The sequence below is a fragment of the Mesorhizobium sp. WSM4310 genome (assembly GCF_007003935.1).
GTDB lineage: Bacteria > Pseudomonadota > Alphaproteobacteria > Rhizobiales > Rhizobiaceae > Mesorhizobium.
In genome coordinates, this window is the sequence record NZ_VFTA01000044.1 from 14,213 (window position 1) to 38,055 (window position 23,843).

The following is a 23,843-nucleotide window of genomic DNA, read 5'->3' on the forward strand; positions in this document are numbered from 1 at the left end:
CGTCGCCCATGCCACGGGTGAAATTCTCCGTTCGGATTGCGCTCGCGGGGCCTGGTTCCTTGAGGGAACTTCTTCGTGCCGGTCGGTTGCCGGCAGCGCCGCGATGTGACCCGTATGCCTTCCTCGTTGCCTCGCCGGAGCGGTTCGGTCCGCTCCCGGTATTTTGTTTTTACGCAATTCCCGTGGGAAAACCGCGATGCGCTTTCCTGGAATTGTTCCTGTCAGGCCTTGTTCTTGTTGTAGACGTCGAAGATCACGGCGCCGAGCAGGACCAGACCTTTGACCACCTGCTGCCAGTCGACATTGACGCCCATGATCGACATGCCGTTGTTCATCACGCCCATGATGAAGCCGCCGACCACGGCGCCGATGACCTGGCCGACGCCGCCCATCGCCGAGGCGCCGCCGATGAAGACGGCGGCGATGACGTCGAGCTCTGAGCCCAGACCGGCCGCCGGCACGGCCTGGCCAAGGCGAGCCGCGATGATCAGGCCGCCCAGCGCCGACAGCACGCCCATATTGATGAACACCAGCAGCGTCAGCCGCTCGGTGTTGATGCCCGACAACTGCGCCGCCTTGGGATTGCCGCCCATGGCGTAGATGCGGCGACCGATGGTCATGCGCTTGGTGACGAAGACGAACAGCGAGATCAGCACGCCCATGACCAGCAGCACCACCGGCAGGCCCCTGTAGCTGGCGAACTCATAGACCAGGAACAGCGCCAGCGCGCTGGCGACCAGCGTCTTGACGACGAACAGGGGGAAGGGCTCGGCTTCATAGCCGTGGCGTTCGCGCTTGCGTCGTGTCCTCACGCCGAAATAGGCATAGGCCAGCACGGCGATCAGGCCGAGCACGACCGTCGTCATGTGCAGCGTCAGGCCGCTGCCCACGATGGTCTTGCCGGCGGCGTTCACCGTGGGCGGGATCAACGTCAGCGGGCCGATAACGTCCGGGATGAAGCCGGAGCTCAGCGCCTTGAAGCCGTCTGGAAGCGGGCCTACCGAGGAGCCGCCGCCCAGCAGCGCCTGGCAGATGCCGCGGAAGATCAGCATGCCGGCCAATGTCACGATGAAGCTCGGTATTCGGTGATAGGCGATCCAATAGCCTTGCGCCGCACCGATCAGGCCGCCCACGATCAGGCAGACGATCGAAACCACCAGCGGATTGCTGAGCGGCCCGAGCTGCCAGATGACCATCATGTTTGCCGCCAGGGCGCCGATGAAACCGGCGACCGAGCCGACGCTGAGGTCGATATAGCCGGAAACGATGACCAGCAGCATGCCCAGCGCCATCACGATGATGAACGAGTTCTGCTGCACCAGATTGCTGAGGTTGACCGGCTTGAACAGCGTTCCCGACGTGGTGAACTGGAAGAACAGCATGATGACGATCAGCGCGATGATGAGACCGTATTCGCGCAGGTTCGTCGTCAGCGCCGAGACGGCAATGCGTGGACGCTGGTCCTCGGCGATGTTGCCCTGCGGGGCGGGGGCGCTGTCGGTGCTCATGCTGCTTTTCCTTCTCCCCGAACGATGGCGCGCATTATTTTTTCCTGGCTTGCGTCCGCCGCGGGCATTTCGCCGACGATGCGGCCTTCGTTCATGACGTAGATGCGATCGGTGATGCCGAGCAATTCCGGCATTTCCGACGAGATGACCACGATCGCCTTACCCTCCGAGGCAAGACGCGCGATGATCGTGTAGATTTCGTACTTGGCGCCGACGTCGATGCCGCGCGTCGGCTCGTCGAGGATCAGCAAATCCGGATCGGCGAACAGCCATTTCGACAACACCACCTTCTGCTGGTTGCCGCCGGAAAGATTGCCCGTCATCTGATAGACGCTCGAAGCGCGGATGTTGGTCTTCTTGCGATAATCGTTGGCAACGGCGAGTTCGCCCAGATCGTCGATCACGCTGTGACGCGACACGCCGCCGAGATTGGCAAGCGTGATGTTGTGCTTGATATGGTCGATCAGGTTGAGACCGTAAGTCTTGCGGTCCTCGGTCACGTAGGCGATGCCGTGTTCGACCGCCTTGCTCACGGACGAGACATCGATCGGCTTGCCCTTGAGCAGCACCTCGCCCCTGATGTGGCGGCCATAGGAGCGGCCGAACAGGCTCATGGCGAATTCGGTGCGGCCGGCGCCCATCAGCCCGGCTATGCCGACCACCTCGCCCTTGCGCACATTGATGTCGATGCCCTTGATCACCTGCCGTTCGGCATGAATCGGGTGATAGACCGACCAGTTTTTCACTTCGAAGACGACCTCGCCGATCTTTGGTTCCCGCGGCGGATAGCGGTCGTCGAGCGAACGGCCGACCATCGAGGTGATGATTCGGTCTTCCGAGATATCCTTCTTGGCCAGCGTCTCGATGGTGCGCCCGTCTCGGATGACGGTAACCTTGTCGGCGACCCGGTTCACCTCGTTGAGTTTGTGCGAGATCAGGATCGAGGTCATGCCTTGCCGCTTGAACTCGAGCAAAAGGTCGAGCAGCGCCTGGCTGTCCTTCTCGCTGAGCGATGCGGTCGGCTCGTCGAGGATCAGCAGTTTGACTTCCTTGCTCAACGCCTTGGCGATCTCGACCAGCTGCTGCTTGCCGACGCCGATATTGGTGATCAGCGTCTTGGGGTCCTCCTTGAGGCCCACCTTCTTCAACAGCGCGCTGGTGCGCGCCTCGTTGGCGTCCCAGTCGATCATGCCGTATTTGGCGTGTTCGTTGCCGAGGAAAATGTTTTCGGCGATCGACAGCATCGGCACCAGCGCAAGCTCCTGGTGGATGATGACGATGCCCTTGTGTTCGCTGTCATGGATGCCTTTGAACTGGCATTCCTGGCCTTGAAAGATGATCTGGCCTTCATATGTGCCCGCGGGATAGACGCCCGACAGCACTTTCATCAGCGTCGACTTGCCGGCGCCGTTCTCGCCGACCACGGCGTGGATTTCGCCTTCCTCGACGGAGAGGTTGACATTCGACAGCGCCTTCACGCCGGGAAACGTCTTGGTGATGTCGCGCATCTCCAAAATCGTCGAGGTCATCAGGGCAAGCTCCTAGACATTCTTGTTTTTACGCAATTCCCAGGGGAAAGCGTTACGCGCGTTTCCTGGAATTGCTCTAGGCCGGCAGTAACAATACCGGGGTCGCTTGTGAACGAAAAGGGGCCCTGCGTCGCGCAGGACCCCAGATTTCGTAACAGAGATTACTTCAGGTCTTCGGCCTTGATGTAGCCGGAGTCGACGACCAGCTTCTGGTAGTTCGACTTGTCGACATCATGCGGCGTCAGCAGGATCGAGGGAACGACCTTGACGTCGTTGTTGTAGGTCTTGGTGTCGAGGCCGTCAGGCTTGCCGCCCGAGAGCACCTTGTCGACCAGTTCGACGGTCGACTTGGCCAGTTCGCGGGTGTCCTTGAACACGGTCGAATACTGCTCGCCCGAGATGATCAGCTTGACCGAGGCGGTCTCGGCGTCCTGACCGGTCACGATCGGCCAGGGCTGAGCGGCCGTGCCGTAGCCCACGGCGCGCAGCGAGGCGGTGATGCCGCGCGACAGGCCATCATAGGGCGACAGAACGCCATCGACGCGGCTGCCGTCCGAGTAGTTGGCCGACAGCAGGTTGTCCATACGCGCCTGGGCGGTTGCCGCCAGCCAGCGCAGCGTGCCGACCTTGTCCATGCCGGTCTGGCCGGACTTGATCTTGATCGAGCCGTCGTCGATCAGCGGCTGCAGGACGGAAATCGCACCGTTGTAGAAGAAGAAGGCGTTGTTGTCGTCGGGCGAGCCGCCGAACAGTTCGACGTTCCACGGCTTGGTGTTCGGGAAGCGCTCCTTGAGGCCCTTGACCAGCGAATTCGCCTGGATCACGCCGACGCCGAAATTGTCGAAGGTGGTGTAATAGTCGACATTGGCGGTCTTCTTGATCAGGCGGTCATAAGCGACGACGACGACGCCCGCGTCAGCTGCCTTCTGCAGCGCATCCGACAGGGTGGTGCCGTCGATCGAGGCGATGATCAGCGCCTTCGGGCCCTTGGTGATTTCGTTCTCCAGCTGGCTGAGCTGGTTGGGGATGTCGTCCTGCGCATATTGCAGGTCGACGGTGTAGCCGAGAGCCTCGAGCTGGGACTTGACGGCGTCGCCGTCATTGATCCAGCGCTGCGAAGTCTTGGTCGGCATCAGCACGCCGACGAGACCCTTGTCGGCCGCGTGCGCCGACGAATAGGTCATGGCAGCGATGCCAAGCGCCGCGACTGCGGCCAGTGTCTTGATGATTTTCACGTAACTCTCCCTGGTTGATGGACGCAGCACCCCGGGGGTCGCGGGCCGCGCAATCGTGCAGAAGTGCCGACGCACTGCTGCCGTCATATCGATCTCCGGTATCCTCCCATGGCCCCGAGCCGCTGATTTCAATCGATACGATTTTATCGTCGGCGACCGTTGCGTCTCGGAACGGGCTGACGTTGCCGTCCTTTTGCCATAACTGTCAAATGCGATCTTTGATGGTTGCTATACCGCAAGTGGTATATGTTATGACGCTTGACGGGTTGCTGGCAAATGCCGGCGGGCCGCGGGCGGAGGCAGGAAAAACCATGGCGGCGTTACGGAATCCGGCTGCGGGTTCAAATGATTACAACGAGACCCCAGGCGATGGGGAAACCCTGCTGCGCAGCGGCCTCAGCCTGCGTCATATGCGCATGATCGTCGCGCTCGACGATCACGGTCGGGTGAGCGCGGCGGCGCAGGTCATGAACATTTCGCAGCCGGCGGCATCGCGCATGATTGCCGAGATGGAGGCGGTGCTCGCGGTCAAGCTGTGCGAGAGGCTGCCGCGCGGCATCACGCTCACGCCCTACGGCAAGGCCTTGGCCAGGCGTGCGCGTTCGATCCTGCTGGAGATGCGCGAGGTCGATCGCGAGATTTCCGAGCTCAAGGCGGGCAAGGGCGGTTCCGTGTTTCTCGGTGCGGTGACGGCGCCGGCGATCGAACTGGCGGTGCCGGCGATCCGCGAAATCCGCCGCATCTATCCACGCATCGAGATCACCATGCAGGTCGAGACCTCGAATGTGCTGGCGCGCGAACTGATCGCCTCGCGCCATGATTTCATCATTGCGCGCATCCCCGACGATCTCAATCCGCGGCTGTTCGAATCGCGTGTCATCGGCGTCGAGAAAGCCTGCCTGATCGTGCGTCGTGGCCACCCGCTGACCAGGGGCAGTGTGGTGCGGCTGGAAGACACTGCCGCCTATGACTGGGTTTTCCAGTCGGGCGGCTCGCCCTTGCGTCAGGCGATGGAGAGCAATTTCCTCAACCGCAACATCGCGCTGCCGGACCGGATCCTCAACACCAGTTCGCTGCTCCTGACGCTGGTCATGGTAGCGCAGTCCGACGCCATCGCGCCGGTCTCGGTGCAGGTGGCGAAATTCATCCAGAATCCCGACGGACTCGCCGGCGCCATCGATGTCGTCCAGACCGAGTTCGACATCGAGGTCAGGCCCTACAGCCTGATCACGGTCAGGAATCGCGCGCTGTCGCCAGCCGCCAAGATGCTGCACGATTTCATCCTGCGCGAAGTGGGGTGATGGAACAAGAAGTGCAGTCACACGTTCAGGCCAAACGGCATGCTCGCTGGAGCTCGTTTAGGGCGAGGGAACGAGATGCCGATGTCAACAACTCGGGAGGTTTTGATGAAACGTCGGTTGTTTCTCACAGGAATGCTGGGCGTTGCGGGGGCCGTGGCGTTTGCGGGCATAGCCGGACCTGGCAGCGCGGTTGCCGGCATTCCTCAGGGCGACGGAATTCTCGATGAACTAGACAAGCCGGATCCGGCTGTCTTCGAAGGCGATGACGACCTCGAAGTGGAAAAGGTCTCTCACCGTCGTTGGCATCATCGCTACTACGGAGATCGCTATTACGGAGAGAGGCGGCGGCGGCGCCGCGGCTGGAGAAGGGTTTGCCGTCGGTATTGGCGCCATGGACGCCGTCATGTGCGTTGCTGGCGCGAGCGGGTGTGGCTCCGCGTCTGGCTGTGACGACCCGTTGACGAAAGGCCGGCCACCGCTGCGTGCCAGGACGGAGACACAGCTTGCCATTGCCCGGGCCATGATGCGCGCGGGCAAGTTGCTTTAGGTAATCACAACACCGTAAAAATCGTACATTCATTTTCAATTGAAATGAGACGACAGGAGAGTAGGATTTTGGCTCTTCGCCCGGCTTCCTCAAACGGCCGGCGCGGCCCGGCTAGTCATCCTGTGTCAACCTGAAGGCTGGCCGGGCCGCCTCGACGATCCCTAGCGACCGAGCGGCCATCGCGAAAGCGAGACGAGTTCAGCCTCGTCTTTGATGCCGGCCATATAGTTTGCGATAACCCGCGATGCGATCATGTCGAGGGTGTCCGGTGGCGGATGCTCAAGTTTCAGCTTGTCGAAAACCCTGCCGAAGAGCGCCAATTCGGTTGCGTCGAAAATGCCGGCTTCAGTCGCCTTTCGCCGAATTGGCATGATCTTCCTCCCGCAAATCCTGAAGGGAACCATGCCGTAAGTCTTCTTCGCCGCGCAAGTGCTTTATCCGGCCGATGATTGCGGGCTTCACCCATTGCGTCGCCGGATGCTTCATGCCCTTCGGCGCCGGCCCGGCGTGCTCCCGGATGCGCTCCCACAACCGCTCTGGGATCGCCCCGACATAACGGCCTGTCGCCCGATCCGCCATCAGGTCAAAGGCCGGCTTTCCAGCCTTGCGCTCGACGCCGAGCCGCAGTTACTCGAAGGCGGACCTGGCCCGCCTTCGAGTCCTAGATTCAGCCGCCCATCTTCTTTGCCATGGCGCAGAAATCTGCGTGCGACTTGTTGAGCGTGGTATCGCCGCAATCTTTCAACACCGCTTTCTGTTCATCGGGTTTCATAGCCGTCCATGCGGCCTTGAAATCCTTTTCCGTCTTCAAAGTTTTCATGCCGGCATCGGTGAAGAACGGCGACATCTTTGCCGGATCGTCGAGTGCAGATGTGTTGCCGGCGGCAAGAGCCGAACCGGTCATCATCGCAAGCGCCATCGCGCCCATTGTGAGCATCTTGATATTCATTGTTTCCTCCGTCGTTGGGTCATTCAGCATGACCTTGGGAAAAAACGTGGATTACCGAACTCGGTTCCCAGCGCTCCACTAGCGCATCCCTGCATCATGAATATGTAGATCGTGCCAATTTCTTCATCGATCTCTTCGCCCGGAATGCCTGGCCTCAGCCGCCCGTTTCGCATGGCCCGGCTGGAATTGATGAAGGCCGACCCGACATAGCGGCCGGTCGCCCGATCCGCCATCAGGGCAAAGGCCGGCTTTCGAGCCTTGCGCTCGACGCCGAGCAACTCGTATTCATCGACCGGGTAGCATTTCGCCTTCAGCCAGTCGTCGACGGGCCGCCGCGGACTTGCTGTCGCGGCGCTTCGATACCATTCCTTCAAGGCCAGCCTTGTCGAGCTTTTATCCAATCGTGATATAAGTCAGTGATAACATTACTTTTGGGGCTACTATCGCGGCGGACAACATGGCCCAGACAAAGGACGCGAGGACGGAAACACGGCTTGCCATTGCTCGGGCCAGATGCGGGCTGGAAAGTCCTACTAGGAAGCTCCGATTGACGGCACCCTATTTTGCGCCTTTCTAGGCAGCATACACGATCCACACTAGAAGAACGAACAGAGCCGCACCCAACGCAAACAGCGTATAGCCCGCAAGGAGTAAAAGGATGGGGAAAAAGTCACTGCGGTAGGCTGTCAGGATCATCCGAACTAGAGGGTTCGAAATTTCATTGTGCAATACCTCGTCTTTGTTTCCTACCGCTCCGATACGTGGAGTTTTGTTCGCCTCAGTCGCCTCAGTCGCCCCTGCCCGCTCTGACTTCGCCGCTGTCTCGGAATTCTCAGCCGCCTCTAAAATCCTGTTTGATATATGGGTCGCCACCAACGGATCATCGGATAGATGGTCCGGTGAAACCGGTTTGGCGAAGATTTCAACGCCATGTGTGCCCATGGGCCAGTAAGCGTCTTTCCTGACTTAAGTTCCCTCCAAAGGGCCGCGCGAGAGCAAGATGGGCCTTTGGTCCGACCAGTATCCGACTGAAGTCCGCCGTCAGGGAACCATGCCGCTGGCGGTAAGTTCGGAACAGCGGCGGGCGGAAGGTCCCGCTGTCGTCAGATTACAAGAGGAGAAAATTATGAGAATGCATCTAACCAGCGCCGCGGCGGCGCTCGTCCTGCTTGCCGGCGTTGGCGCAGTGGCCGCGGAGGATGTTGTCATCACACCTGAGCAGGATACCGTAGTACGCGAATACGTGAAGAAGCAGCCGCTGGCTTCCGTCAAGCTTCCGGGCGTTGAACTCAACGTCGGCACGGCTCTGCCGGATACGGTCGAGTTGCACGAGGTTCCGAACGTCAAATACCGCTACGTTGTGATCGACAACCGGACGGTTCTTGTGGAACCGAGCACGCGTAAGATCATCAAGGTCTACAACTGATCTGATGTAACAGCTCGTCGCCTTCATTGGCGGCGGGCTTTACGAGGAATTGCGATAGGTATCACCATGTCACATCGTGAGGTTGGGAATTCCGAGGCTTTGGCGTCGCGCGTCGTCGATCTCAAGACCCGAATGCTCGAAGCGAACATTACAGACGGCGAGATCGAGACATTCCAGAAGGTGGCTGCCCTTCTGGAGGATGTCCATGGGCGTATCGAGGGCGACGACCTGATTGCCGCGTCGTTCCTTGTCGACCCGCATGTCGGTTGAAGCGGCCTGTTCCCGGGGCTCATTTGGACCGCGATCGACCGCTGGGGCGTCAAGTCCGGCCTCCATCAAGGGACTGAAGTCCCTTCCCGATCCGCCAGAAGGCCCAGCCTGGAACATTTTCCGCCACTCTGTTTGTTCTCAATGGGACACCGGTTGGGAGAAATACGGAAATGGCTTTGTGCGATGAACTGAGCGACGTGACGATGGAGTTCCACTGTCCGGCCTGCTCACACCCTATGGCAAGGCCTGGTTCCTGGCTCCGCACAATCGGAAGCTTCAGATGCGACAGCTGCAAAGCTATGGTGCGCATAGGTTATGAAAAGAAGCTGTCGATCTTTGCGGGCTACCTGAAAAACCGGCACCAGCATGGCACCGGCGTCGCGCCATCACGCCAGGCGGATCGGCCAATTCCGCGCTTACCTCTGCATGGAGCATAAAACCTGGCGGCCCGGCGGTTGACGATTGGGGCACTGGTCAGCAGCCGGGCCTAACCGGCGGTTTGTTGGGGTATGTGGGTCGCCGCCGGCTGGGGCAAAAATGCGCCGAACCCAAGAGGCTGGCATCATTCGAACAGGCGATCAGGAATGCGGGCAAGCGCGTCCTTACAAGAATAGAGTTGCCTGATCGAATCTTTACGCCAGTTTGAATGATATCGGGTGCAACCAGCAAAAGGCGCGCCCGGTTAAGAGACCGCATTGCGCTCCCGCCCCACAAGGGAGACGCGACGTGGCGGAAACCAATCCCAATTTCAATCAGACAGGCTCAGGAGTTGCGGTCCCTGTCCGCAAGCTGGAGCGGGTAGCGGGAATCGAACCCGCGCGTTCAGCTTGGGAAGCTGACAGGCTACCATTACATCATACCCGCGCGTGCCCTCGTTACCATGAGGTTCGGCCTTCGGGCAATCGCAAAGCGGTTCCCTCGAACAAACGCTTTCGCTGGTCCTCGGCGCTGGCCGTGATTCCTATTTTGCCTTGGCGACTTTGTTGCTGGCGGCAAAGCTTGGCCAGTATTTCGAGATGGCGAGCGTCGCGCCGGCGGACGAGAAATGACCGTAGTCGAAGTAGAGAAACTGCCTGGTGCCGGCGTCGGCATAGGAGCAGCCGGCCGCGTCGCACAGATAGGCCAGCGGGTCGATGAAAGTCGCCCCTTTGACGAATGGCAGCACCTGCTTGTTGATGTCCGGATCCATGGCCATCGGCCAGGATGTGTTCGCGACGTGCTCCCTTCTTGCGAAGAAGGCGATTTTCTGGACGTCGGCGATGAACTCCGGAGACTGGCCGATGACATAGACCTTGACGCCCATGTCGCGCAGCCGGTCGACTGTCTTCTGCAGGCCGTCGAAGCCCCGTGCCTGATAGTCGGTCCACCGGCCGCTCAGGATCACCGCCTGGATGTTGGCATCGTGGATGATCGACAACGCCCGTTCGTTGAAACGCGTGCAGGCCGGCCGGGCATAGGAAAAGTAGCTCAGATTGGGCGGGCAGCCGGCATAGGTATACTGGATGATATTGGCCTGGATTTTCTGCGCATTGGCTTCCAGCCCCGACACGTAGTGCGCGGCGAAGGAATCGCCCCACAGCAGCACATTGGTGGGAAAGCCGTGCGTTCGGGTGCAGTCGGCGAGGTTCCAGTTCTCGATCCGGCTCGCGCCCTCGTTGAAACAGACGCCATTGCGCCAGTCACCCACCAGGACCCGTTCCGTCGAGAAATCCGGGAACCGTTGCGGAAAACCCTTGCCCAGCGCACCGGCCAGGCCGCCGACGCACAGCAGGGCGATCGCCGCGGCCGAGAAGGCGAAGATGGGCAGGGGGGCGGTGAAGGCTCGCTTCTGGCGGAAGGGCTGCTCGACATATTTCCACGAGAACGTCGCAAGCGCGACGCTCGCCACGATCATCGCCATGATCGTCGGCACGCCGATGGCCTTGAGCGAGAGATAGTGGACGAACGAATTGATCGGCCAGTGGACGAGGTAGAGCGAATAGGAGATAAGGCCGATCCACACCAGCGGTGCGAGCCGCAGCACCTGCGTGGCGACGGGGACCGGCCTGTCCGCATGGGGCTGGCCAGCATAGATGAGCAGCGCCGTTCCCATGCAGGGAAACAGGGCATTGTAGCCCGGAAACGGATCGCTTTCCGAAATCGTCAGAAAGCCGAAGGCGATCAGGCCAAAACCGGCCAGCCCGATCAGTTCAGTCAGCGGACGGCTGGCAAGCGCCGGCGGCTTTCTCAGCATCAGCATGGCGCCCAGCGCCAGCTCCCAGATGCGCGTCGGCAAGAGGTAGAAGCCGGCGGTCGGCGCCAGCGTGGTTGCCATGACCGCCAGGGCAAAACTGCCTGCGGCAATCGGCAGCAATATCGTCAGCCAGCGCTTCGAGGCGTATCGGTAGATCAGATACACCAGGACCGGTGCGAAGATGTAATACTGCTCCTCGACCGAAAGCGACCATGTGTGCAGCAGCGGCCGTAGTTCCGCGTCGATGGAGAAATAGTTGGTCGTTTTCCAGAAATAGATGTTCGACCAGAAGGTCGAGGCCGCGATCACGCTGAGGCTGTACTCGTGGAGATCCGACGGCAGGAGGATGAACCAGGCGGCGACACTGGCGAGCAGGATGACGAAGGTCAGCGCCGGCAGGATGCGCCGCGCGCGGCGCCAGTAAAAGCGGCCGATCGAGAACTGGCCGCGCTCGAGGTCGTCGAGCAGGCTGCCGCTGATCAGATAGCCCGATATGACGAAGAAGATATCGACACCGGTGAAGCCGCCGGGAATGGCCGATACGCCGAAATGGAAGAGCACGACGGGCAGCACCGCAACGGCCCGCAGGCCATCAATATCACGCCTGTAGTTCATTCGGCGGGTCCGTACGCCGTGGCCCTTGGCAGCCGTGCGGCGGAACCTGACATGCTCCTCATGCGGCGATGTCCCCGTCGTTCGAAAAATCGTGGCTCGTGGGTTTCACGGACTGTGCTCTGCAACACAAGTTTGCTGCACTGCAACATCCATGTCAAGGCAGATGCCAGATCTTCGAACGCTGACGAAACCGGTTTCGAACGGAGGCTGTAGATCAGGCGGGAGGCAGGTAGATCACGGCGTCGTCGTCCGCATAGGCTCGCTTCCAGCCCAACTCCGCGAAGAATGGGATGCGGGTATCGTCGGCCGTAAGGAGTGCCCAGCCGATGGCGTATTTCTTCAACTGGGCCTCGAGCAGCGGTTTTCCGTCGCTGTGTCCCGTCGCGTCCTCGGCTTTCGTGAAGCCGCCGAGGAACAGCTGGTCCGTCCTGCCGTCGACGTAGGTCTTGATGCCGTGAAAGATCAGCGTGCCGCCGAAATTATAGGAATTCAGCACATTGCCGGAAAGCTGGTGATCGCGTGCGTATGCGAGGGCGCCGTTGGCCGCTGTCTTCGGGCTCGGCGCCACCTGGTAGGCACTGCCGAGGATGACGACCGCACCGATCAGCAGGACAGCGATTGCGCCGCAGATCGCGTAAAACTGGCTGGCGAAGAGTCTTTCCAGTCCGTCACGCTTTTCCGCCAGCCAGGTCGGGGTCGAGACCGAGGGGTATTGCCGGGCGACTTCGACCGCGATCACCAAGGGGATCAGCAGGAAGGGCAGATATACGAACCGCAGATGGGCGAGATAGACATGCAAGGCGAAGACGATGAACGCCGCCTTGGCCCAACCGATCCGCAGCCTCGATACCAAAAGTCCAAAAAGCGCCAACAGCATCACCGCTTCCTGGAGGATCTGCTCCTGCGCGTTGAACGCCCGCCACTCCAGGATGAGTGGCACCGCCTCGTTGCCATAGGCCACCGTGAACGTCGCCAGGATGGCTTTCATCCCATAGGGATGCATCAGGCTGACCAGCGGGCAGAGCAGGCCGAAAGCAACCCATTTTGCCAGGAGGGCGGGTTTCGACAGGCCCGAGCGCGCCAGGAGATCGAGCCCGGCAAAGGCAGCGATGACGAAGCTCAGGGTGAACGTGGCATGAAGGTTGGCCCACAAGACCACAAGCACCAGCAGCCACGGGGGCGGGGCTCTCTCTTCCTGCGCGGCGCCAAACAGCATTGCCGTCCAGACGACGATGATCGGCAAGGTGAAGACGTGTGGACGGGCCGTATAGATCGGGGCGATCAGCAAAGCCGCGGCGAAGGCCAGCGCTATCGCCAGTGTCGGCTTCAGCCATGCGCTGAGGAACCATCCCATCAGGAAGACCGTCAGGCTGATCGTGGCGATGATCAGTGTGACGACGCCATTCCAGCCGCCGGCACGGTAGGCGAGGGCCAGAAAGACCTGCCCCAGCCATTCCTTGGCGATCCAGGGCTGACCGGCGAACGTATAGGAATAGGGGTCGACGACGGGAAACGTCCGGTTTTCCAGAAAGTCCAATCCGACCTTCACCTGCCACCAACTGTCGGGATCCTGAAGCATCGCGCTGGCCAAGGTGGCAAGCAGATAGGCCACCAGGCAGGCGCAGAGAAGGCAGAGTATCAGCCTGATGCGTTGCGCGTCCCCGAGCGACGGCCTCGCCGCCGCGATTGCTGTGGACTGGTTCATGTCGCGGCTCCAGGTGGCGGCGTCGCCGCCACGACCGGTGTATAGCCGAGCGTCGTGTAGAGAAGCCCGACGGCGCCAAAGCGCAGCATCCGCGAGACATCAAACGGAAGAGCCGACCGCATCCTGCCCATGCCGTTCCCGTTGCATCCGCTCGCCCTTCGCCTCAGCCACGCGCGGCTCTTTTCGCCATCTCCTGCAGGCGATGGACGGGCAGGTCGCTGTCCTTGGCCGGCTGGTCGCGCGAAACGATTTCATTGACGAAATACAGCGGCCGCCGCTTCGTCTCCATGTACATGCGGCCGAGATACTCGCCGAAAATGCCGAGCACTAGAAGCTGGACGCTGCCCAGGATCAGCATGATCGCGGCAAGGCTCGTCCAGCCGGGCACCACGTTGCCCCTGGACCATTCGATCAGCGTGTAGCCGAGCACGACCAGGCCGAGCAGGCCGAACATTATCCCCAGCATCGAGGCAAACCGCAAAGGCACGATCGAAAAGCTGGTCATCGCGTCGACCGCCAGCAGGATCATCTTCTTCAGCGGATAGTGGGTGGTGCCGGCGAAGCGCCGGTGCCGCTCGTAAGGGAAGGCGACCTGCCTGAGCCCGATCCAACTCACCATGCCGCGAATGAACCTGTAGCGTTCGGGCATCGCATTCAGATGGTCGAGCGCCCGGCGGCTCATCAGCCGGAAGTCTCCGGAGTCCGGTGCGATCTCGACATCGACCATCCGGCCGAGCAGGCGGTAGAACATCGAGGCGGAGGTCAGCTTGAACCAGCCTTCGCCGTCGCGCTTGACCCTCTGGCCGTAGACGACGTCGAAGCCTTCATCCATCTTCGCCATCATCGCGCCGAGCAGTTCTGGCGGATCCTGGAGATCGGCGTCGAGAATGAGGATGCGCTCGCCGCGGCAGAATTCCAGCCCCGCGCTCAAGGCGATCTGGTGGCCGTAATTGCGGGCAAGGTCGATGGCGACCACATGGTCGTCCTTTTCGGCCAGTTCGAAAATGGCCTCGCGGGTGCCGTCGGTCGCCCCATCGATGACAAGCACGATCTCGTAGGAACGGCCTTGCTCGAGGCATACGGCGCTGACGCGTCGGTGAAGCTCGGCCACGCCGTCGCGCTCGTTGTAGCATGGCACGACGACCGACAGCGTGACCGCGCGGTGCGCGCCGATTTTTCCCGTTCCCACCAAAGCCTGGCTCCCGCTCTTGCCATGGCAATAGCGGCAATTGGTTAGAAAACAGATAAGCCAGGGATCGACATCGGATCATCGGCCGGCCGACGCGATGGGCTCGGCACGTCACGAACGCACCGGCAACTCCATGCGGATGCGGGCGCCGCGCCAGGAGCCGTCAGGATGCGGATCGTCCCGTCATGCAGCAGCGCGATCTGCCGGGCGAGGTTCAGTCCCAGCCCCGCGCCGCGCGACTGCGGCTGCAAGCGGTAGAAGGGCTCGAAGACGTTCTCGTGCTCTTCCGCGGGAATGCCCGGCCCCTCGTCGCGCACCTCGATGCCACCGGCCGCGTCGATGGCGATCGTGATCGTGCCGCCGCCGCCGCCATGCTCGATTGCGTTGCGCACCAGGTTGGCGAGCGCCCGCTCGATCTGCAGGACATTGATCTCTGCTCGGGCCTTGTTTGGCGACGGTTCGAAGGCAAGGTCATAGCCGGCCTCGATGGCGAGCGGTGCGAAGTCGGCCGCCACCCGGCTGACGAGATCGTCGAGATCGACGATCTGGCGCTGGTCCGACGGGCGGTCGAGCAACTGATGGTCGAGCAGTTGCTGGGCAAGATGCGACAGGCGTTCGATGTCACGCAGCAGTCGCGCGCTCTGCGGTTCCTGCTTCAAAAGTTCGGCGCGTGTGCGCAGGATGGCGATCGGCGTGCGCAGTTCATGCGCCGCGTCGGTGAGGAAACGGTTGTGGCGGTCGTAACCATGGGCGAGGCGGGCAAGCGCCTCGTTGAAGGCATGCACGAGCGGCGCGATTTCCTGCGGCACCTGCTTGACCGGCAGTTGCATGGCGCGGGTGCCGATGTCGATGCGCGCCGCCTGGCGGACCGTTTCGACAAGGCCGGCGAAGGAACGGCGCACCACGGCTGGCGTCGTCACCAGCGTCGTCGTGCCCATGACGAGAATGATGGGCAAAAGCAGGATCGCGATGACGAGCGCGAGCGCCGGCAGGGCGCGCTCCCAGTTCCTGCTGCCGTCCGGATTGCGGGCGACTTCGACGGTGGCCGAAATGTTGATTTCGAGGCCGTCGGTTTGCTGGCGCGACGACTGCGTCGCGGCGATGATCTGCACCATGCCGGCCTTGGTCGAAGCGTTTTCGATATAGGCTTCCGGCCGCATGTCCTTGTCGGAGAACCCGATCGTGGCGTGATCGGCCGCACCAAGCAACTCGTCGAAGCCTTTGGTGTAGATGTCGGGTATGTTGCCGGCACGGACGCTCTCGCCGCTGCCATCGCGAACGAGGTACCAGACATTGGGGAAGCTCTCGCGAAACGCGGTGAGTTCCTCCGTTTCACGCACGATCAGCCTGCCGTCCTTGTCCCGGTCGACGGCATCCTTGACGGCCGCGACGGCGGCCTCGTTGTCGATCAAAAGGCGCGGATTGGCGATCCAAAGGGCTGCCGCGCAAAGCACGATGAAGATGAGCAGCGTCGCCGCTTGCAGCAGGATCAGCCGCCGGACCAGGATCCATTGCAGCGAGCCGGTGCGGACCTTTTTCACGAGACCGCCCGCAGGAGATAGCCGAGATTGCGGATCGCCCGGATCTCGATGCCGGCGGCGACATCGTCGAGCTTGCGGCGCAGCCGCGAAATATGCGCATCGAGCGCATTGGAGCCGATCTCGTCGTCGAGGGCATAGACAGCCTCTTCCAGCGCGCTGCGCATGATGGTCCGGCCCGGCCGGCGGATCAGCGTTTCCAGCACCAGCCTCTCGCGCCGCGGCAGATCGAGCGCCTGGTCCTCGATCAGCGCCTCGCGATGGCGGAAATCATAGGTGAGGCGGCCGACCATTGTCTGGTTGGCGCGCGATGTGAACGAGCGCCGGTGCAAGGCATGAAGCCGCGCGACGAGTTCCACCGTGGCGAAGGGCTTGACCATGTAATCGTCGGCGCCAGCATCGAGCCCGGTGACCCGGTCGTCCAGCCCGCTCATCGCCGTCAATGCGATGACAGGCACATCCAGATGCAAGGCACGCAAGCGCGGTATGAGGCTGAGACCGTCGCCATCCGGCAGCCGGCGGTCCAGCACCACCGCGTCGTGATAGCCCAGGCGGGCCATCGCCTCGGCATCGGCCAATGTCGCGGCATGGTCGACGATGATGTCCACACGCTCGAGAGCGGCCTTGAGCACGGAGGCCATTTCCGGTTCGTCCTCGATCAACAGGACGCGCATGAATATTCTCCTTTATCCGCGGCCGGTCGGGGTCTGCGGCCGCGGCAGTTCATTCGCATTCCAGCTTTGGCTGGCGGAAATTGGTGATGAACCAGCGGCCGCCGGAAGCGCGGGCATAGAATGTGTAGAAGCATTCCTGACGCTCGATATAGCCGGGCGTCTCGGTCTCTTCATAGACGGTTCCGTGTTTTGTCTCGCGAACCTCGCCGCTCGATGTCCCGGAAACCGCTGACGTCGACACCTTGCGCCACTGATAGGCGCGCTCGCCCTGGCCAAGATCGACGATCGCCGTGGGCGGACCATAATCGAGGACGACCGATTCGACCGGCTGCCCGACATAATTTTTCATGATGTCGGAGGCACAGCCTGCGAGCGCGATTGCGATGAAGACGATCTTCGGGGCCTGGGTCAGGAGGCTGGCGCCATGCGTGGACATATCGGAACAGATTCCCATGGTGAAAATTCACGCGCGGACCTAGATCGCGAAGATTGCATCGACATTGCAGCGACGCGTGGGAAGGGCGCCATTGCGGAAAAAGCCGCTGTGCGGTGGATATCGAGACACCGGATTGCGCGACGCCCAGCGGCATCGTGCAATCCGGTTCGCTCGGTTCTAGAACCGGTAATTGATGCCGGCCTTCAGTTCATGGCTGCCGATCGTCGTCTTCGACGTGCCAAGAGCCGATGTCGTCTCGACGCCGCGGGTGCGGACATAGTCGTACTCGACCTTGGCGGACAGCCCGCCGGCGAAGCCCTGCTCGATGCCGGCGCCCAGGAGGTAGCCGACCTTCCATCCATCGGCGCTGCTGACGTTGTCGCCCTTGTCGAATTTGGTCAGGGCAACGCCGCCGGTGCCAAACAGCAGCGTCTGGTCGAAGCTCAATCCTGCCTTGGCCTTGGCGGCGCCGCGCCATTTCTCCTTGATCTTGCCGCCCTGGACGTCGTGTTCGGCGCCGCCCAGATAGGAGCCTTCGATCTCGGCGCCGAGAACGGTGGGACCCATCTGCTGGTTGTAGCCGGCCTGGACGCCGCCGCTGAAGCCATTGCGGCCTGCAAACGGGTTTGGCATCCCGGTGAACGCCGTGCCGCCATGCACGCCGACATAGGCGCCGCTTCACTGGAAGGCTGGCGGGTCGTTGTAGGTGGGTGAAAGGTCGGCGGCCATCGCCGGCCCGAGAAGGCAAAAGGCGAGGCTAGCCGCCGTCAGGACGATCTTTACTCGAGAAGACACAGCATTACTCCAACACAAACGCGCATCCAGCAATCGACACGCAGGTTAACTCCCGGGGAGCTTGGCCGCTGGGGCGGTCAGGGCTCCGGTTTGGTGTCTTTCAGGGATGGCTGCACGGTCCTGAGACTGGCGTTCGCCAGCTGTGGCAGGGGTCGGAGCGCCGCGCAACCAGTCACCTGAAAGACGCCGACTGTCTCGCAGGTGAAAATTGCACGCACATTGCGCAAAATTCGAAAATGACGATTTTGTGCTTTATTTTCAACAAATTAAAATGATCTTGTTTACCTATATTTAAAAATTGCGGGCCGGCCGAAGCTCGGAGTCCCGATCCCCTGTTCCAGCCGGGCACCAACCGCGCTGGCTTGATGGATAGCCGCCAAGCACGTATCTCTGGGCCGTGCCCGTGAGCCTGGGCATCTCAATCGGGAGACGACCTTGTCCGCACTGACGCGCTTTCTCGGCGACTCGCCGCTCAGGGTGATCCTGAAGCTGCTGGTGGTGTCGTTCCTCGTCGGCCTTGTCATGAATGCCTTCGGCTGGTCGCCGATGGATGTCTTCTACGGCATCCAGAAGTTCTTCATCGATCTCTGGAACCTGGGCTTCCACGCCATTGACCGCTTCCTCGGCTACATCCTGCTTGGGGCCGCGATCGTCGTGCCGGCCTTCATCCTGCTCAGGATCGCCAACTATCGGAAGTGACTTTCAGCTGTAGGCCGAAGCGACCTCGAACAGGATGGCGTGCCGTGCGGCAAGGGCCGGAACATCAGTGGAATAGCCGCCACCGATGACGCCGCAGATCGGAATGCCGAGCGCACGAAAATGGCCGATGACCATCTCGTCGCGGGCGTGCAGGCCGTCATTGGAAAGCGCCAGCCTGCCAAGCCGGTCCTCGGCATGGACGTCGACGCCTGCATTGTAGAAAACGATGTCCCAGGGCGCCCGGGCCGACAGCTCCGGCAGGATCGTGGCCAGCCTCCGGAGATAGGCGGCATCGCCCGTGCCGTCGGGAAGCGCGATGTCGAGATCGGAGGCGATCTTGCGCGCGGGATAGTTGCGCTCGCTATGCATGGAGAAGGTGAATACACCTGGCTCGTCGCTCAGAATATCCGCCGTACCGTCGCCCTGATGCACATCGAGATCGACGACCAGGATGTTTTGTGCGGCACCCTCGTCGAGCAGCACCAGCGAGGCGACGGCAACGTCGTTGAAGGTGCAGAAGCCGGCGCCTTGCGCGCGCCGCGCATGATGGCTGCCGCCCGCGGTGTTGCAGGCGATGCCATGGCGCAAGGCGAGCCGCGCGGCCAGTATCGTGCCGCCGGTCGCAAGCTGCGCGCGGCGCGAAACGCGCGGGCCGACCGGAAAGCCGATCTCGCGTTCGATTTTTTCCGGCACTGAACAGTTGATGACCTGGTCGACATAGTCGGCCGCATGGGCAAGCCTCAGCCATGATGCCGGTGCGGGATCCGCGGCGTTGAGCGCGTCACGCCTGGCCAGGCCGCGTGCGCGCAAAGCCTCCATCAGCAGCGGATACTTGCTCATCGGGAAGCGATGGTTGGTGGCAAAGCCGGCGTCGTAGTCGGGGTGGTGGACGATCTGCAGGGGCATGAACGGAATCCGGCGGCTTCGCGCCAGACCGGGATTTCGGTTGGCCATCGCGGGAAGAATGATTGCGCGGTGGCCGGAAAATGGGGCACATCGGCTCTTCGATCAAGCCGCAAATCAGCAAGGCAGCAATCCCTTGGACAAGGGCGCAACTCCAGTCGACGCCAGAGCTTTTGTCGTTACCAACCGTTCCGTGCTCGCCATAGCGGTGCCGATGACGCTCGCCTATCTGACCACGCCGATGCTCGGCCTGGTCGACACGGCTGTTGTCGGCCAGTTCGGTAACGCTGCTTTGCTCGGCGGCCTTGCGGCGGGCGCACTTGTTTTCGACGTCGTCTTCACCAGCTTCAATTTTCTGCGTTCGGGCACCACCGGCCTCGTCGCCCAGGCTTTCGGGCGTGGCGACGCGCTCGAGGAACAGGCGGTGTTCTGGCGCGCCGTGCTGATCGCGGTCGTTGCCGGTGTCGTGCTGGCGGCGCTTTCGCCGTTGATCGCCATCGGCGGCCAGTGGTTCATGGGCGCCGAACCGCGCGTCAGCGAGGCGATGGGCGTCTACATCAGGATCAGGCTGCTTGCCGCACCGTTCTCGCTGATCAACTACGCTATTCTCGGCTATGTGCTGGGGCGTGGCGAGGGCGGGCTCGGCCTTGTGCTGCAATTGGTGCTCAACGGCATCAACATCGCGCTCTGCTTCCTGCTTGGCCTGAAGCTTGGCTGGGGCGTTGCCGGCGTTGCCTGGGCAACGGTCACGGGCGAATTCCTGGCCATGCTGCTGGGTCTCGCCATCGTGGTCCGTCGCTTCCGCGCGACCCCGCCCTTGCCGCGCCATCGGCTGCTCGACATGGCCGCCTTCCTGCGCATGCTGTCGCTCAACCGCGATATCATGATCCGCTCGTTCTCGCTGCTTGCCGCCTTCGCGCTGTTCACCCGCCAGGGCGCGCAGTTCGGCACGGTGACGCTGGCAGCCAATGCGGTGTTGATGAACTTCTTCCTCGTCGCCGGCTATTTCCTCGACGGATTTGCCACCGCCGCCGAGCAGCTCGCGGGCCGTGCCGTCGGCGCGCGCGCCGAGCAGCCATTCCGGCAGGCGGTGCGGCTGACCCTGTTCTGGGGTTTAGGGCTGGCCGGTGCCGCGACCCTGGTGCTGCTGTCGGCCGGCGCCAACCTGGTCGCCATCGTCACGACATCGCAGGAGGTCCGTTCGGTGGCCGACATCTATTTGCCCTGGGCGGCATTCACCGCGCTGAGCGGCGTGCTGGCGTTCCAGATGGATGGCGTCTTCATCGGCGCGACCTGGTCGCGCGACATGCGCAACATGATGTTGCTGTCGTTTCTGGTCTTTGCCGTCGCGCTGCTGACGCTGGCGCCCGCCTTCGGCAATCACGGCCTGTGGGCGGCGCTGCACGTTTTCCTGCTGGCGCGCGGCTTCAGCCTGCTGACCATTTTGCGGTTGCGGGTGCAGACGGCGTTCAGCTGAGCGGCTTGGACGCCCATCGATCGAGGTGGCTGTCGCGCAATTCGCCAATGGACTTCAGCCGCTCCGTCTCGCAAAAGCGTGCCATGCCGGCGACGATACGGCCCGGCAGCGCTGGTCCGGCATAGATCATGCCGGTGTAGAGCTGCACCAGGTCGGCCCCGGCGCGGATCTTCTCCAGCGCGGTCTCGGCGGAATCCACGCCGCCGACCCCGACAATGGCGATGCCCGGCCCGAGCAGCTTGCGCATCTTCGCCAGCACGACAGTCGAGCGTTCGAACAGCGGTTTTCCCGAAAGCCCGCCGGTCTCGCCTGCGACGCCGCCGCTGCGCAGCGGCGGCCGCGAAATTGTGGTGTTGGAGACGATGATTCCGTCGATCCGTTTTTCCGCGACCTCGGCGGCGATGTCTTCCAACTCGGCCTCGACCAGATCCGGCGCGATCTTGAGGAAAATGGGCGGCTGGGCCGCCGCCGACGCGCGCGCGGCCATGACACGCGACAAAAGTTCGCCGAGTTGCTCGCGCGACTGCATGTTGCGCAGGCCGGGCGTGTTGGGCGAGGAGATGTTGACCGTGAGGTAGCTGGCATAGGGGGCAAAGCGGGTGACGCCGCGCTCATAGTCGCCGATGCGATCGGCGCTGTCCTTGTTGGCACCGATATTGACGCCGACAATGCCGGAACGTCCCTTGCGCGCGGCAAGGCGTTTTTCGGCCGCGGCATGACCTTCATTGTTGAAGCCCAGCCGGTTGATCACCGCTTCATCCGCCGTCAGCCTGAAGATGCGCGGTTTCGGATTGCCGGCCTGCGGCAGCGGCGTGAGCGTGCCGACCTCGGCAAAGCCGAAGCCAAGGCCAAGCAGCGCGTCGGGCACCTCGGCATTCTTGTCGTAGCCGGCCGCCATGCCGAGCGGGTTGGGGAAATCGAGGCCGCAGAGGCTGGCCTTCAGCCTGATATCGCGCACCGTCCGCGCGCCGGCAGGCAGGCCGCAGCGCAGCGCCGCGATCGACAGGCCATGCGCAGTTTCCGGATCGAAGGTGAACAGCAGCTTCTGGCCCAGTCGGTCGAGCACGCTCATTGCCCCTCCAGCGGCGGGAACCGATGCGCGCCATCGGCACCGAGCGGCAGCGGCCGCACCCATTTGACGGTATCCAGCACCAGCACGCCGTAAAGATGCGGAAACAGCGCGCCGCCGCGCGAAACCTCGTATTTCAGCGCGTCGCCCAGGCTGGCGTCGTCGACGGCGACCAGCAGAAGGTCTGTCTGGCCGGAAAAATGCTTTGCCGCGGTTTCCCGGACCTGCGCCGCCGTGGAGAAATGGATGAAGCCGTCGGCGACGTCGATCGGCGCGCCGGTGAAGCGGCCACTGGCTTCGGCCTCGCGCCAAAGCGCTTGCGGGGTTATCTTGTAGATAAACTGAGACATGGTTGCGCTATAGTCTGAACCAGTCGTGCGGGGAAGGCCACGCCAAGGGTCTTCCCCATTTCCGGCGCAAACATGCGATATTTCAGGCCTTGGCCATGGAGGACAACATGCGTCTGCAACACATCTTGATCCCCGCCGCGCTGGTTTCACTGGTCGCGGTATCAGCTTATTCGGAAGAAACCGATCGCTACCGGCTGGAAAAATCCGCCAACGGCTATGTCCGCATGGATACGCAGACCGGTGCGATGTCGATCTGCGAGGAACGCTCCGGTCAGCTCGTCTGCAAGGTGGCGGCCGACGAACGCGCCGCGTTCCAGGACGAAATCGACCGCCTGCAGACCTCGATGAAGGCAATGGACGAGCGCGTCACCAAGTTGGAGAATTCGCTCTCCGCCCGCCTCGAATCGAAACTGCCGAGCGAGGAGGATTTCAACAAGACGATGAGCTACATGGAGCGCTTCCTCAGGGGCTTCATGGGCATCGTCAAGGATATGGACAAGGACAACGGCGGCGGCGCCCAGCTCAACTCGCAGAAGACCTGAGCTCCTGTGGCGCCGCGGGTCCTATTGGACGCGCAAAGGACGCCTTAGGACTTTGATCTTGCGAAGCAGGGAAAACGCGGCGTGCTGGTTTTGCCGCTTGAAAACAGCGCGCTGCCCCTCATAATCGTTCGACTGGTCCCAAAAAGCTTAAAAATCATCGACGGGATTCGGGGAGGAACATTTGCCGTCAGGCTATTCTTTCGTCATCGCCGACGATCACCCGCTGTTTCGCGGTGCGCTCCGCGAAGCGCTTGCCGGCATCGGCAATGTCGCCGCCATTCACGAGGCCGGCGATTTCGAAAGCGCCAAGGCATTGGTCGTGGCCAATGAGGATGTCGATCTGGTGCTGCTCGATTTGTCGATGCCGGGCGCCAGCGGTCTCTCCGGCCTGATCTCGCTGCGCGGCATTCACCCTGCGGTGCCACTGATCGTGGTCTCGGCGCATGACGATCCGGCGACCATCAGGCGCGCGCTCGATCTCGGCGCATCCGGCTTCATCTCCAAATCGGCCAGCATGGAGGAAATCCGCAACGCCGTGCAATCGGTGCTGGCTGGCGACATCGCGGCGCCCGTTGGCGTCGATCTCGGTGTCGAGCGCGATCCCGAAATATCGGACCTGATCAAGCGGCTGCAGGCGCTGACGCCGCAACAGACGCGCGTGCTCGGCATGCTGGCCGAAGGCTTGCTCAACAAGCAGATCGCCTATGAGCTCGGTGTTTCCGAGGCGACCATCAAGGCGCATGTCTCGGCCATCCTGCAGAAGCTCGGCGTGGACAGCCGCACCCAGGCGGTGATCCTTCTGTCCAAGATCGGCACCGACCCTTTGCAGACCATCAGCTGAGCGTCTGCGTCG

General features: G+C 62.1%; 25 protein-coding genes, 1 tRNA gene and 1 pseudogene. 8 read left to right on the forward strand and 19 right to left on the reverse strand.

What is annotated here, in order from left to right:
- Window positions 1-221 precede the first annotated feature (221 nt).
- From mmsB to chvE, 3 genes are all read right to left on the reverse strand, one after another.
- Window positions 222-1,508, reverse strand: coding sequence for a multiple monosaccharide ABC transporter permease (gene mmsB, locus FJV80_RS30195; protein ID WP_095771894.1), 1,287 nt, complete (start codon window positions 1,506-1,508; stop codon window positions 222-224).
- Window positions 1,505-3,037, reverse strand: coding sequence for a multiple monosaccharide ABC transporter ATP-binding protein (gene mmsA, locus FJV80_RS30200; RefSeq protein ID WP_095787313.1), 1,533 nt, complete (start codon window positions 3,035-3,037; stop codon window positions 1,505-1,507). Before mmsA ends, mmsB begins: the two co-directional genes overlap by 4 nt.
- Before the next feature lie 161 nt (window positions 3,038-3,198).
- Complete coding sequence (gene chvE / locus FJV80_RS30205) at window positions 3,199-4,272, reverse strand: multiple monosaccharide ABC transporter substrate-binding protein (protein WP_095771896.1); 1,074 nt, start codon at window positions 4,270-4,272, stop codon at window positions 3,199-3,201.
- Window positions 4,273-4,583: 311 nt separating this feature from the next.
- Between chvE and FJV80_RS30210 the strand changes: the two genes are divergently transcribed.
- Both FJV80_RS30210 and FJV80_RS30215 read left to right on the forward strand, forming a co-directional pair.
- Window positions 4,584-5,573 carry a LysR family transcriptional regulator gene (locus tag FJV80_RS30210; RefSeq protein WP_095771976.1) on the forward strand — a complete coding sequence of 330 codons (990 nt, stop codon included), beginning with the start codon at window positions 4,584-4,586 and terminating at the stop codon, window positions 5,571-5,573.
- Window positions 5,574-5,678: 105 nt separating this feature from the next.
- Window positions 5,679-6,023, forward strand: a complete 345-nt coding sequence (locus FJV80_RS30215) for a protamine-2 (modular protein) (RefSeq protein WP_095787348.1) — start codon at window positions 5,679-5,681, stop codon at window positions 6,021-6,023.
- A 258-nt stretch (window positions 6,024-6,281) separates the two neighbouring features.
- On the opposite strand, the gene FJV80_RS30220 is transcribed toward FJV80_RS30215, so the two are convergent.
- From FJV80_RS30220 to FJV80_RS30240, 5 genes are all read right to left on the reverse strand, one after another.
- Window positions 6,282-6,491, reverse strand: coding sequence for a hypothetical protein (locus FJV80_RS30220; protein ID WP_095771897.1), 210 nt, complete (start codon window positions 6,489-6,491; stop codon window positions 6,282-6,284).
- Complete coding sequence (locus FJV80_RS30225; protein ID WP_245318077.1) at window positions 6,466-6,699, reverse strand: hypothetical protein; 234 nt, start codon at window positions 6,697-6,699, stop codon at window positions 6,466-6,468. Before FJV80_RS30225 ends, FJV80_RS30220 begins: the two co-directional genes overlap by 26 nt.
- A gap of 88 nt (window positions 6,700-6,787) precedes the next feature.
- Entirely contained in the window at window positions 6,788-7,069 is a 282-nt protein-coding gene (locus FJV80_RS30230; protein ID WP_095787349.1) for a hypothetical protein, read from the reverse strand.
- Window positions 7,070-7,092: 23 nt separating this feature from the next.
- A complete protein-coding gene (locus tag FJV80_RS35385; RefSeq protein ID WP_245437983.1) occupies window positions 7,093-7,347 on the reverse strand; it encodes a hypothetical protein in 255 nt (84 codons plus the stop codon).
- A gap of 295 nt (window positions 7,348-7,642) precedes the next feature.
- Complete coding sequence (locus tag FJV80_RS30240; protein WP_142878174.1) at window positions 7,643-8,011, reverse strand: hypothetical protein; 369 nt, start codon at window positions 8,009-8,011, stop codon at window positions 7,643-7,645.
- 184 nt (window positions 8,012-8,195) lie between these two features.
- Between FJV80_RS30240 and FJV80_RS30245 the strand changes: the two genes are divergently transcribed.
- Complete coding sequence (locus tag FJV80_RS30245; RefSeq protein ID WP_095787315.1) at window positions 8,196-8,495, forward strand: DUF1236 domain-containing protein; 300 nt, start codon at window positions 8,196-8,198, stop codon at window positions 8,493-8,495.
- A gap of 132 nt (window positions 8,496-8,627) precedes the next feature.
- Complete coding sequence (locus tag FJV80_RS30250) at window positions 8,628-8,765, forward strand: hypothetical protein (protein WP_348628961.1); 138 nt, start codon at window positions 8,628-8,630, stop codon at window positions 8,763-8,765.
- A 790-nt stretch (window positions 8,766-9,555) separates the two neighbouring features.
- Here FJV80_RS30250 and FJV80_RS30260 read toward each other — a convergent pair.
- The 8 genes and pseudogenes from FJV80_RS30260 to FJV80_RS30300 all read right to left on the reverse strand — a co-directional run bounded on the left by FJV80_RS30260 (window position 9,556) and on the right by FJV80_RS30300 (window position 17,950).
- A tRNA-Gly gene (locus tag FJV80_RS30260) sits at window positions 9,556-9,629 on the reverse strand.
- Between the two features lie 97 nt (window positions 9,630-9,726).
- The gene (locus FJV80_RS30265; protein WP_142878175.1) at window positions 9,727-11,613 is read right to left on the reverse strand and encodes an acyltransferase family protein; all 1,887 of its coding nucleotides are present in this window, start codon (window positions 11,611-11,613) and stop codon (window positions 9,727-9,729) included.
- Window positions 11,614-11,827: 214 nt separating this feature from the next.
- Window positions 11,828-13,318, reverse strand: coding sequence for a hypothetical protein (locus FJV80_RS30270; protein WP_142878176.1), 1,491 nt, complete (start codon window positions 13,316-13,318; stop codon window positions 11,828-11,830).
- A 163-nt stretch (window positions 13,319-13,481) separates the two neighbouring features.
- Window positions 13,482-14,507 carry a glycosyltransferase family 2 protein gene (locus tag FJV80_RS30280; protein WP_142878177.1) on the reverse strand — a complete coding sequence of 342 codons (1,026 nt, stop codon included), beginning with the start codon at window positions 14,505-14,507 and terminating at the stop codon, window positions 13,482-13,484.
- A gap of 44 nt (window positions 14,508-14,551) precedes the next feature.
- Complete coding sequence (locus tag FJV80_RS30285; RefSeq protein ID WP_246689088.1) at window positions 14,552-16,048, reverse strand: HAMP domain-containing sensor histidine kinase; 1,497 nt, start codon at window positions 16,046-16,048, stop codon at window positions 14,552-14,554.
- Complete coding sequence (locus FJV80_RS30290) at window positions 16,045-16,719, reverse strand: response regulator transcription factor (protein ID WP_095787319.1); 675 nt, start codon at window positions 16,717-16,719, stop codon at window positions 16,045-16,047. Before FJV80_RS30290 ends, FJV80_RS30285 begins: the two co-directional genes overlap by 4 nt.
- Before the next feature lie 49 nt (window positions 16,720-16,768).
- A complete protein-coding gene (locus FJV80_RS30295) occupies window positions 16,769-17,155 on the reverse strand; it encodes a hypothetical protein (RefSeq protein ID WP_095791873.1) in 387 nt (128 codons plus the stop codon).
- Between the two features lie 177 nt (window positions 17,156-17,332).
- A pseudogene (locus FJV80_RS30300) lies at window positions 17,333-17,950 on the reverse strand (outer membrane protein).
- A 435-nt stretch (window positions 17,951-18,385) separates the two neighbouring features.
- Here FJV80_RS30300 and FJV80_RS30305 point away from each other — a divergent pair.
- Window positions 18,386-18,649: a DUF6460 domain-containing protein gene (locus tag FJV80_RS30305; RefSeq protein WP_027047739.1), complete on the forward strand. Its 264-nt coding sequence runs from the start codon at window positions 18,386-18,388 to the stop codon at window positions 18,647-18,649.
- Between the two features lie 3 nt (window positions 18,650-18,652).
- Here FJV80_RS30305 and FJV80_RS30310 read toward each other — a convergent pair whose 3' ends face one another.
- Window positions 18,653-19,555 carry a histone deacetylase gene (locus FJV80_RS30310; protein WP_142878178.1) on the reverse strand — a complete coding sequence of 301 codons (903 nt, stop codon included), beginning with the start codon at window positions 19,553-19,555 and terminating at the stop codon, window positions 18,653-18,655.
- 133 nt (window positions 19,556-19,688) lie between these two features.
- Here FJV80_RS30310 and FJV80_RS30315 point away from each other — a divergent pair, with 133 nt between their 5' ends.
- Window positions 19,689-21,029: an MATE family efflux transporter gene (locus FJV80_RS30315; RefSeq protein ID WP_142878179.1), complete on the forward strand. Its 1,341-nt coding sequence runs from the start codon at window positions 19,689-19,691 to the stop codon at window positions 21,027-21,029.
- Here the strand turns inward: FJV80_RS30315 and FJV80_RS30320 are convergent.
- Window positions 21,022-22,101: a quinone-dependent dihydroorotate dehydrogenase gene (locus FJV80_RS30320; protein ID WP_142878180.1), complete on the reverse strand. Its 1,080-nt coding sequence runs from the start codon at window positions 22,099-22,101 to the stop codon at window positions 21,022-21,024. The two genes, FJV80_RS30315 and FJV80_RS30320, sit on opposite strands and share 8 nt — an antisense overlap.
- A complete protein-coding gene (locus FJV80_RS30325) occupies window positions 22,098-22,448 on the reverse strand; it encodes a DUF952 domain-containing protein (protein ID WP_095791872.1) in 351 nt (116 codons plus the stop codon). The genes FJV80_RS30320 and FJV80_RS30325 overlap by 4 nt, the downstream gene beginning before the upstream one ends.
- A 107-nt stretch (window positions 22,449-22,555) precedes the next feature.
- On the opposite strand from FJV80_RS30325, the gene FJV80_RS30330 reads away from it, so the two are divergent.
- Together FJV80_RS30330 and FJV80_RS30335 are read left to right on the forward strand one after the other, a co-directional pair.
- Window positions 22,556-22,990, forward strand: coding sequence for a hypothetical protein (locus FJV80_RS30330; protein WP_027047742.1), 435 nt, complete (start codon window positions 22,556-22,558; stop codon window positions 22,988-22,990).
- A gap of 181 nt (window positions 22,991-23,171) precedes the next feature.
- Window positions 23,172-23,831, forward strand: a complete 660-nt coding sequence (locus FJV80_RS30335) for a response regulator transcription factor (RefSeq protein WP_142878181.1) — start codon at window positions 23,172-23,174, stop codon at window positions 23,829-23,831.
- The last annotated feature ends 12 nt before the right edge of the window (window positions 23,832-23,843 follow it).

Coding starts and splice junctions, on each gene's coding strand:
- FJV80_RS30295 (WP_095791873.1), bottom strand. CDS start 17,155: ATGTCCACGCATGGCGCCAGCCTCCTGACCCAGGCCCCGAAGATCGTC.
- FJV80_RS30220 (WP_095771897.1), bottom strand. CDS start 6,491: ATGCCAATTCGGCGAAAGGCGACTGAAGCCGGCATTTTCGACGCAACC.
- FJV80_RS30225 (WP_245318077.1), bottom strand. CDS start 6,699: ATGGCGGATCGGGCGACAGGCCGTTATGTCGGGGCGATCCCAGAGCGG.
- FJV80_RS30240 (WP_142878174.1), bottom strand. CDS start 8,011: ATGGGCACACATGGCGTTGAAATCTTCGCCAAACCGGTTTCACCGGAC.
- FJV80_RS30325 (WP_095791872.1), bottom strand. CDS start 22,448: ATGTCTCAGTTTATCTACAAGATAACCCCGCAAGCGCTTTGGCGCGAG.
- FJV80_RS30210 (WP_095771976.1), top strand. CDS start 4,584: ATGGCGGCGTTACGGAATCCGGCTGCGGGTTCAAATGATTACAACGAG.
- FJV80_RS30310 (WP_142878178.1), bottom strand. CDS start 19,555: ATGCCCCTGCAGATCGTCCACCACCCCGACTACGACGCCGGCTTTGCC.
- FJV80_RS30290 (WP_095787319.1), bottom strand. CDS start 16,719: ATGCGCGTCCTGTTGATCGAGGACGAACCGGAAATGGCCTCCGTGCTC.
- FJV80_RS30215 (WP_095787348.1), top strand. CDS start 5,679: ATGAAACGTCGGTTGTTTCTCACAGGAATGCTGGGCGTTGCGGGGGCC.
- FJV80_RS30265 (WP_142878175.1), bottom strand. CDS start 11,613: ATGAACTACAGGCGTGATATTGATGGCCTGCGGGCCGTTGCGGTGCTG.
- FJV80_RS30320 (WP_142878180.1), bottom strand. CDS start 22,101: ATGAGCGTGCTCGACCGACTGGGCCAGAAGCTGCTGTTCACCTTCGAT.
- mmsB (WP_095771894.1), bottom strand. CDS start 1,508: ATGAGCACCGACAGCGCCCCCGCCCCGCAGGGCAACATCGCCGAGGAC.
- FJV80_RS30330 (WP_027047742.1), top strand. CDS start 22,556: ATGCGTCTGCAACACATCTTGATCCCCGCCGCGCTGGTTTCACTGGTC.
- FJV80_RS30230 (WP_095787349.1), bottom strand. CDS start 7,069: ATGAATATCAAGATGCTCACAATGGGCGCGATGGCGCTTGCGATGATG.
- mmsA (WP_095787313.1), bottom strand. CDS start 3,037: ATGACCTCGACGATTTTGGAGATGCGCGACATCACCAAGACGTTTCCC.
- FJV80_RS30245 (WP_095787315.1), top strand. CDS start 8,196: ATGAGAATGCATCTAACCAGCGCCGCGGCGGCGCTCGTCCTGCTTGCC.
- FJV80_RS30250 (WP_348628961.1), top strand. CDS start 8,628: ATGCTCGAAGCGAACATTACAGACGGCGAGATCGAGACATTCCAGAAG.
- FJV80_RS30270 (WP_142878176.1), bottom strand. CDS start 13,318: ATGAACCAGTCCACAGCAATCGCGGCGGCGAGGCCGTCGCTCGGGGAC.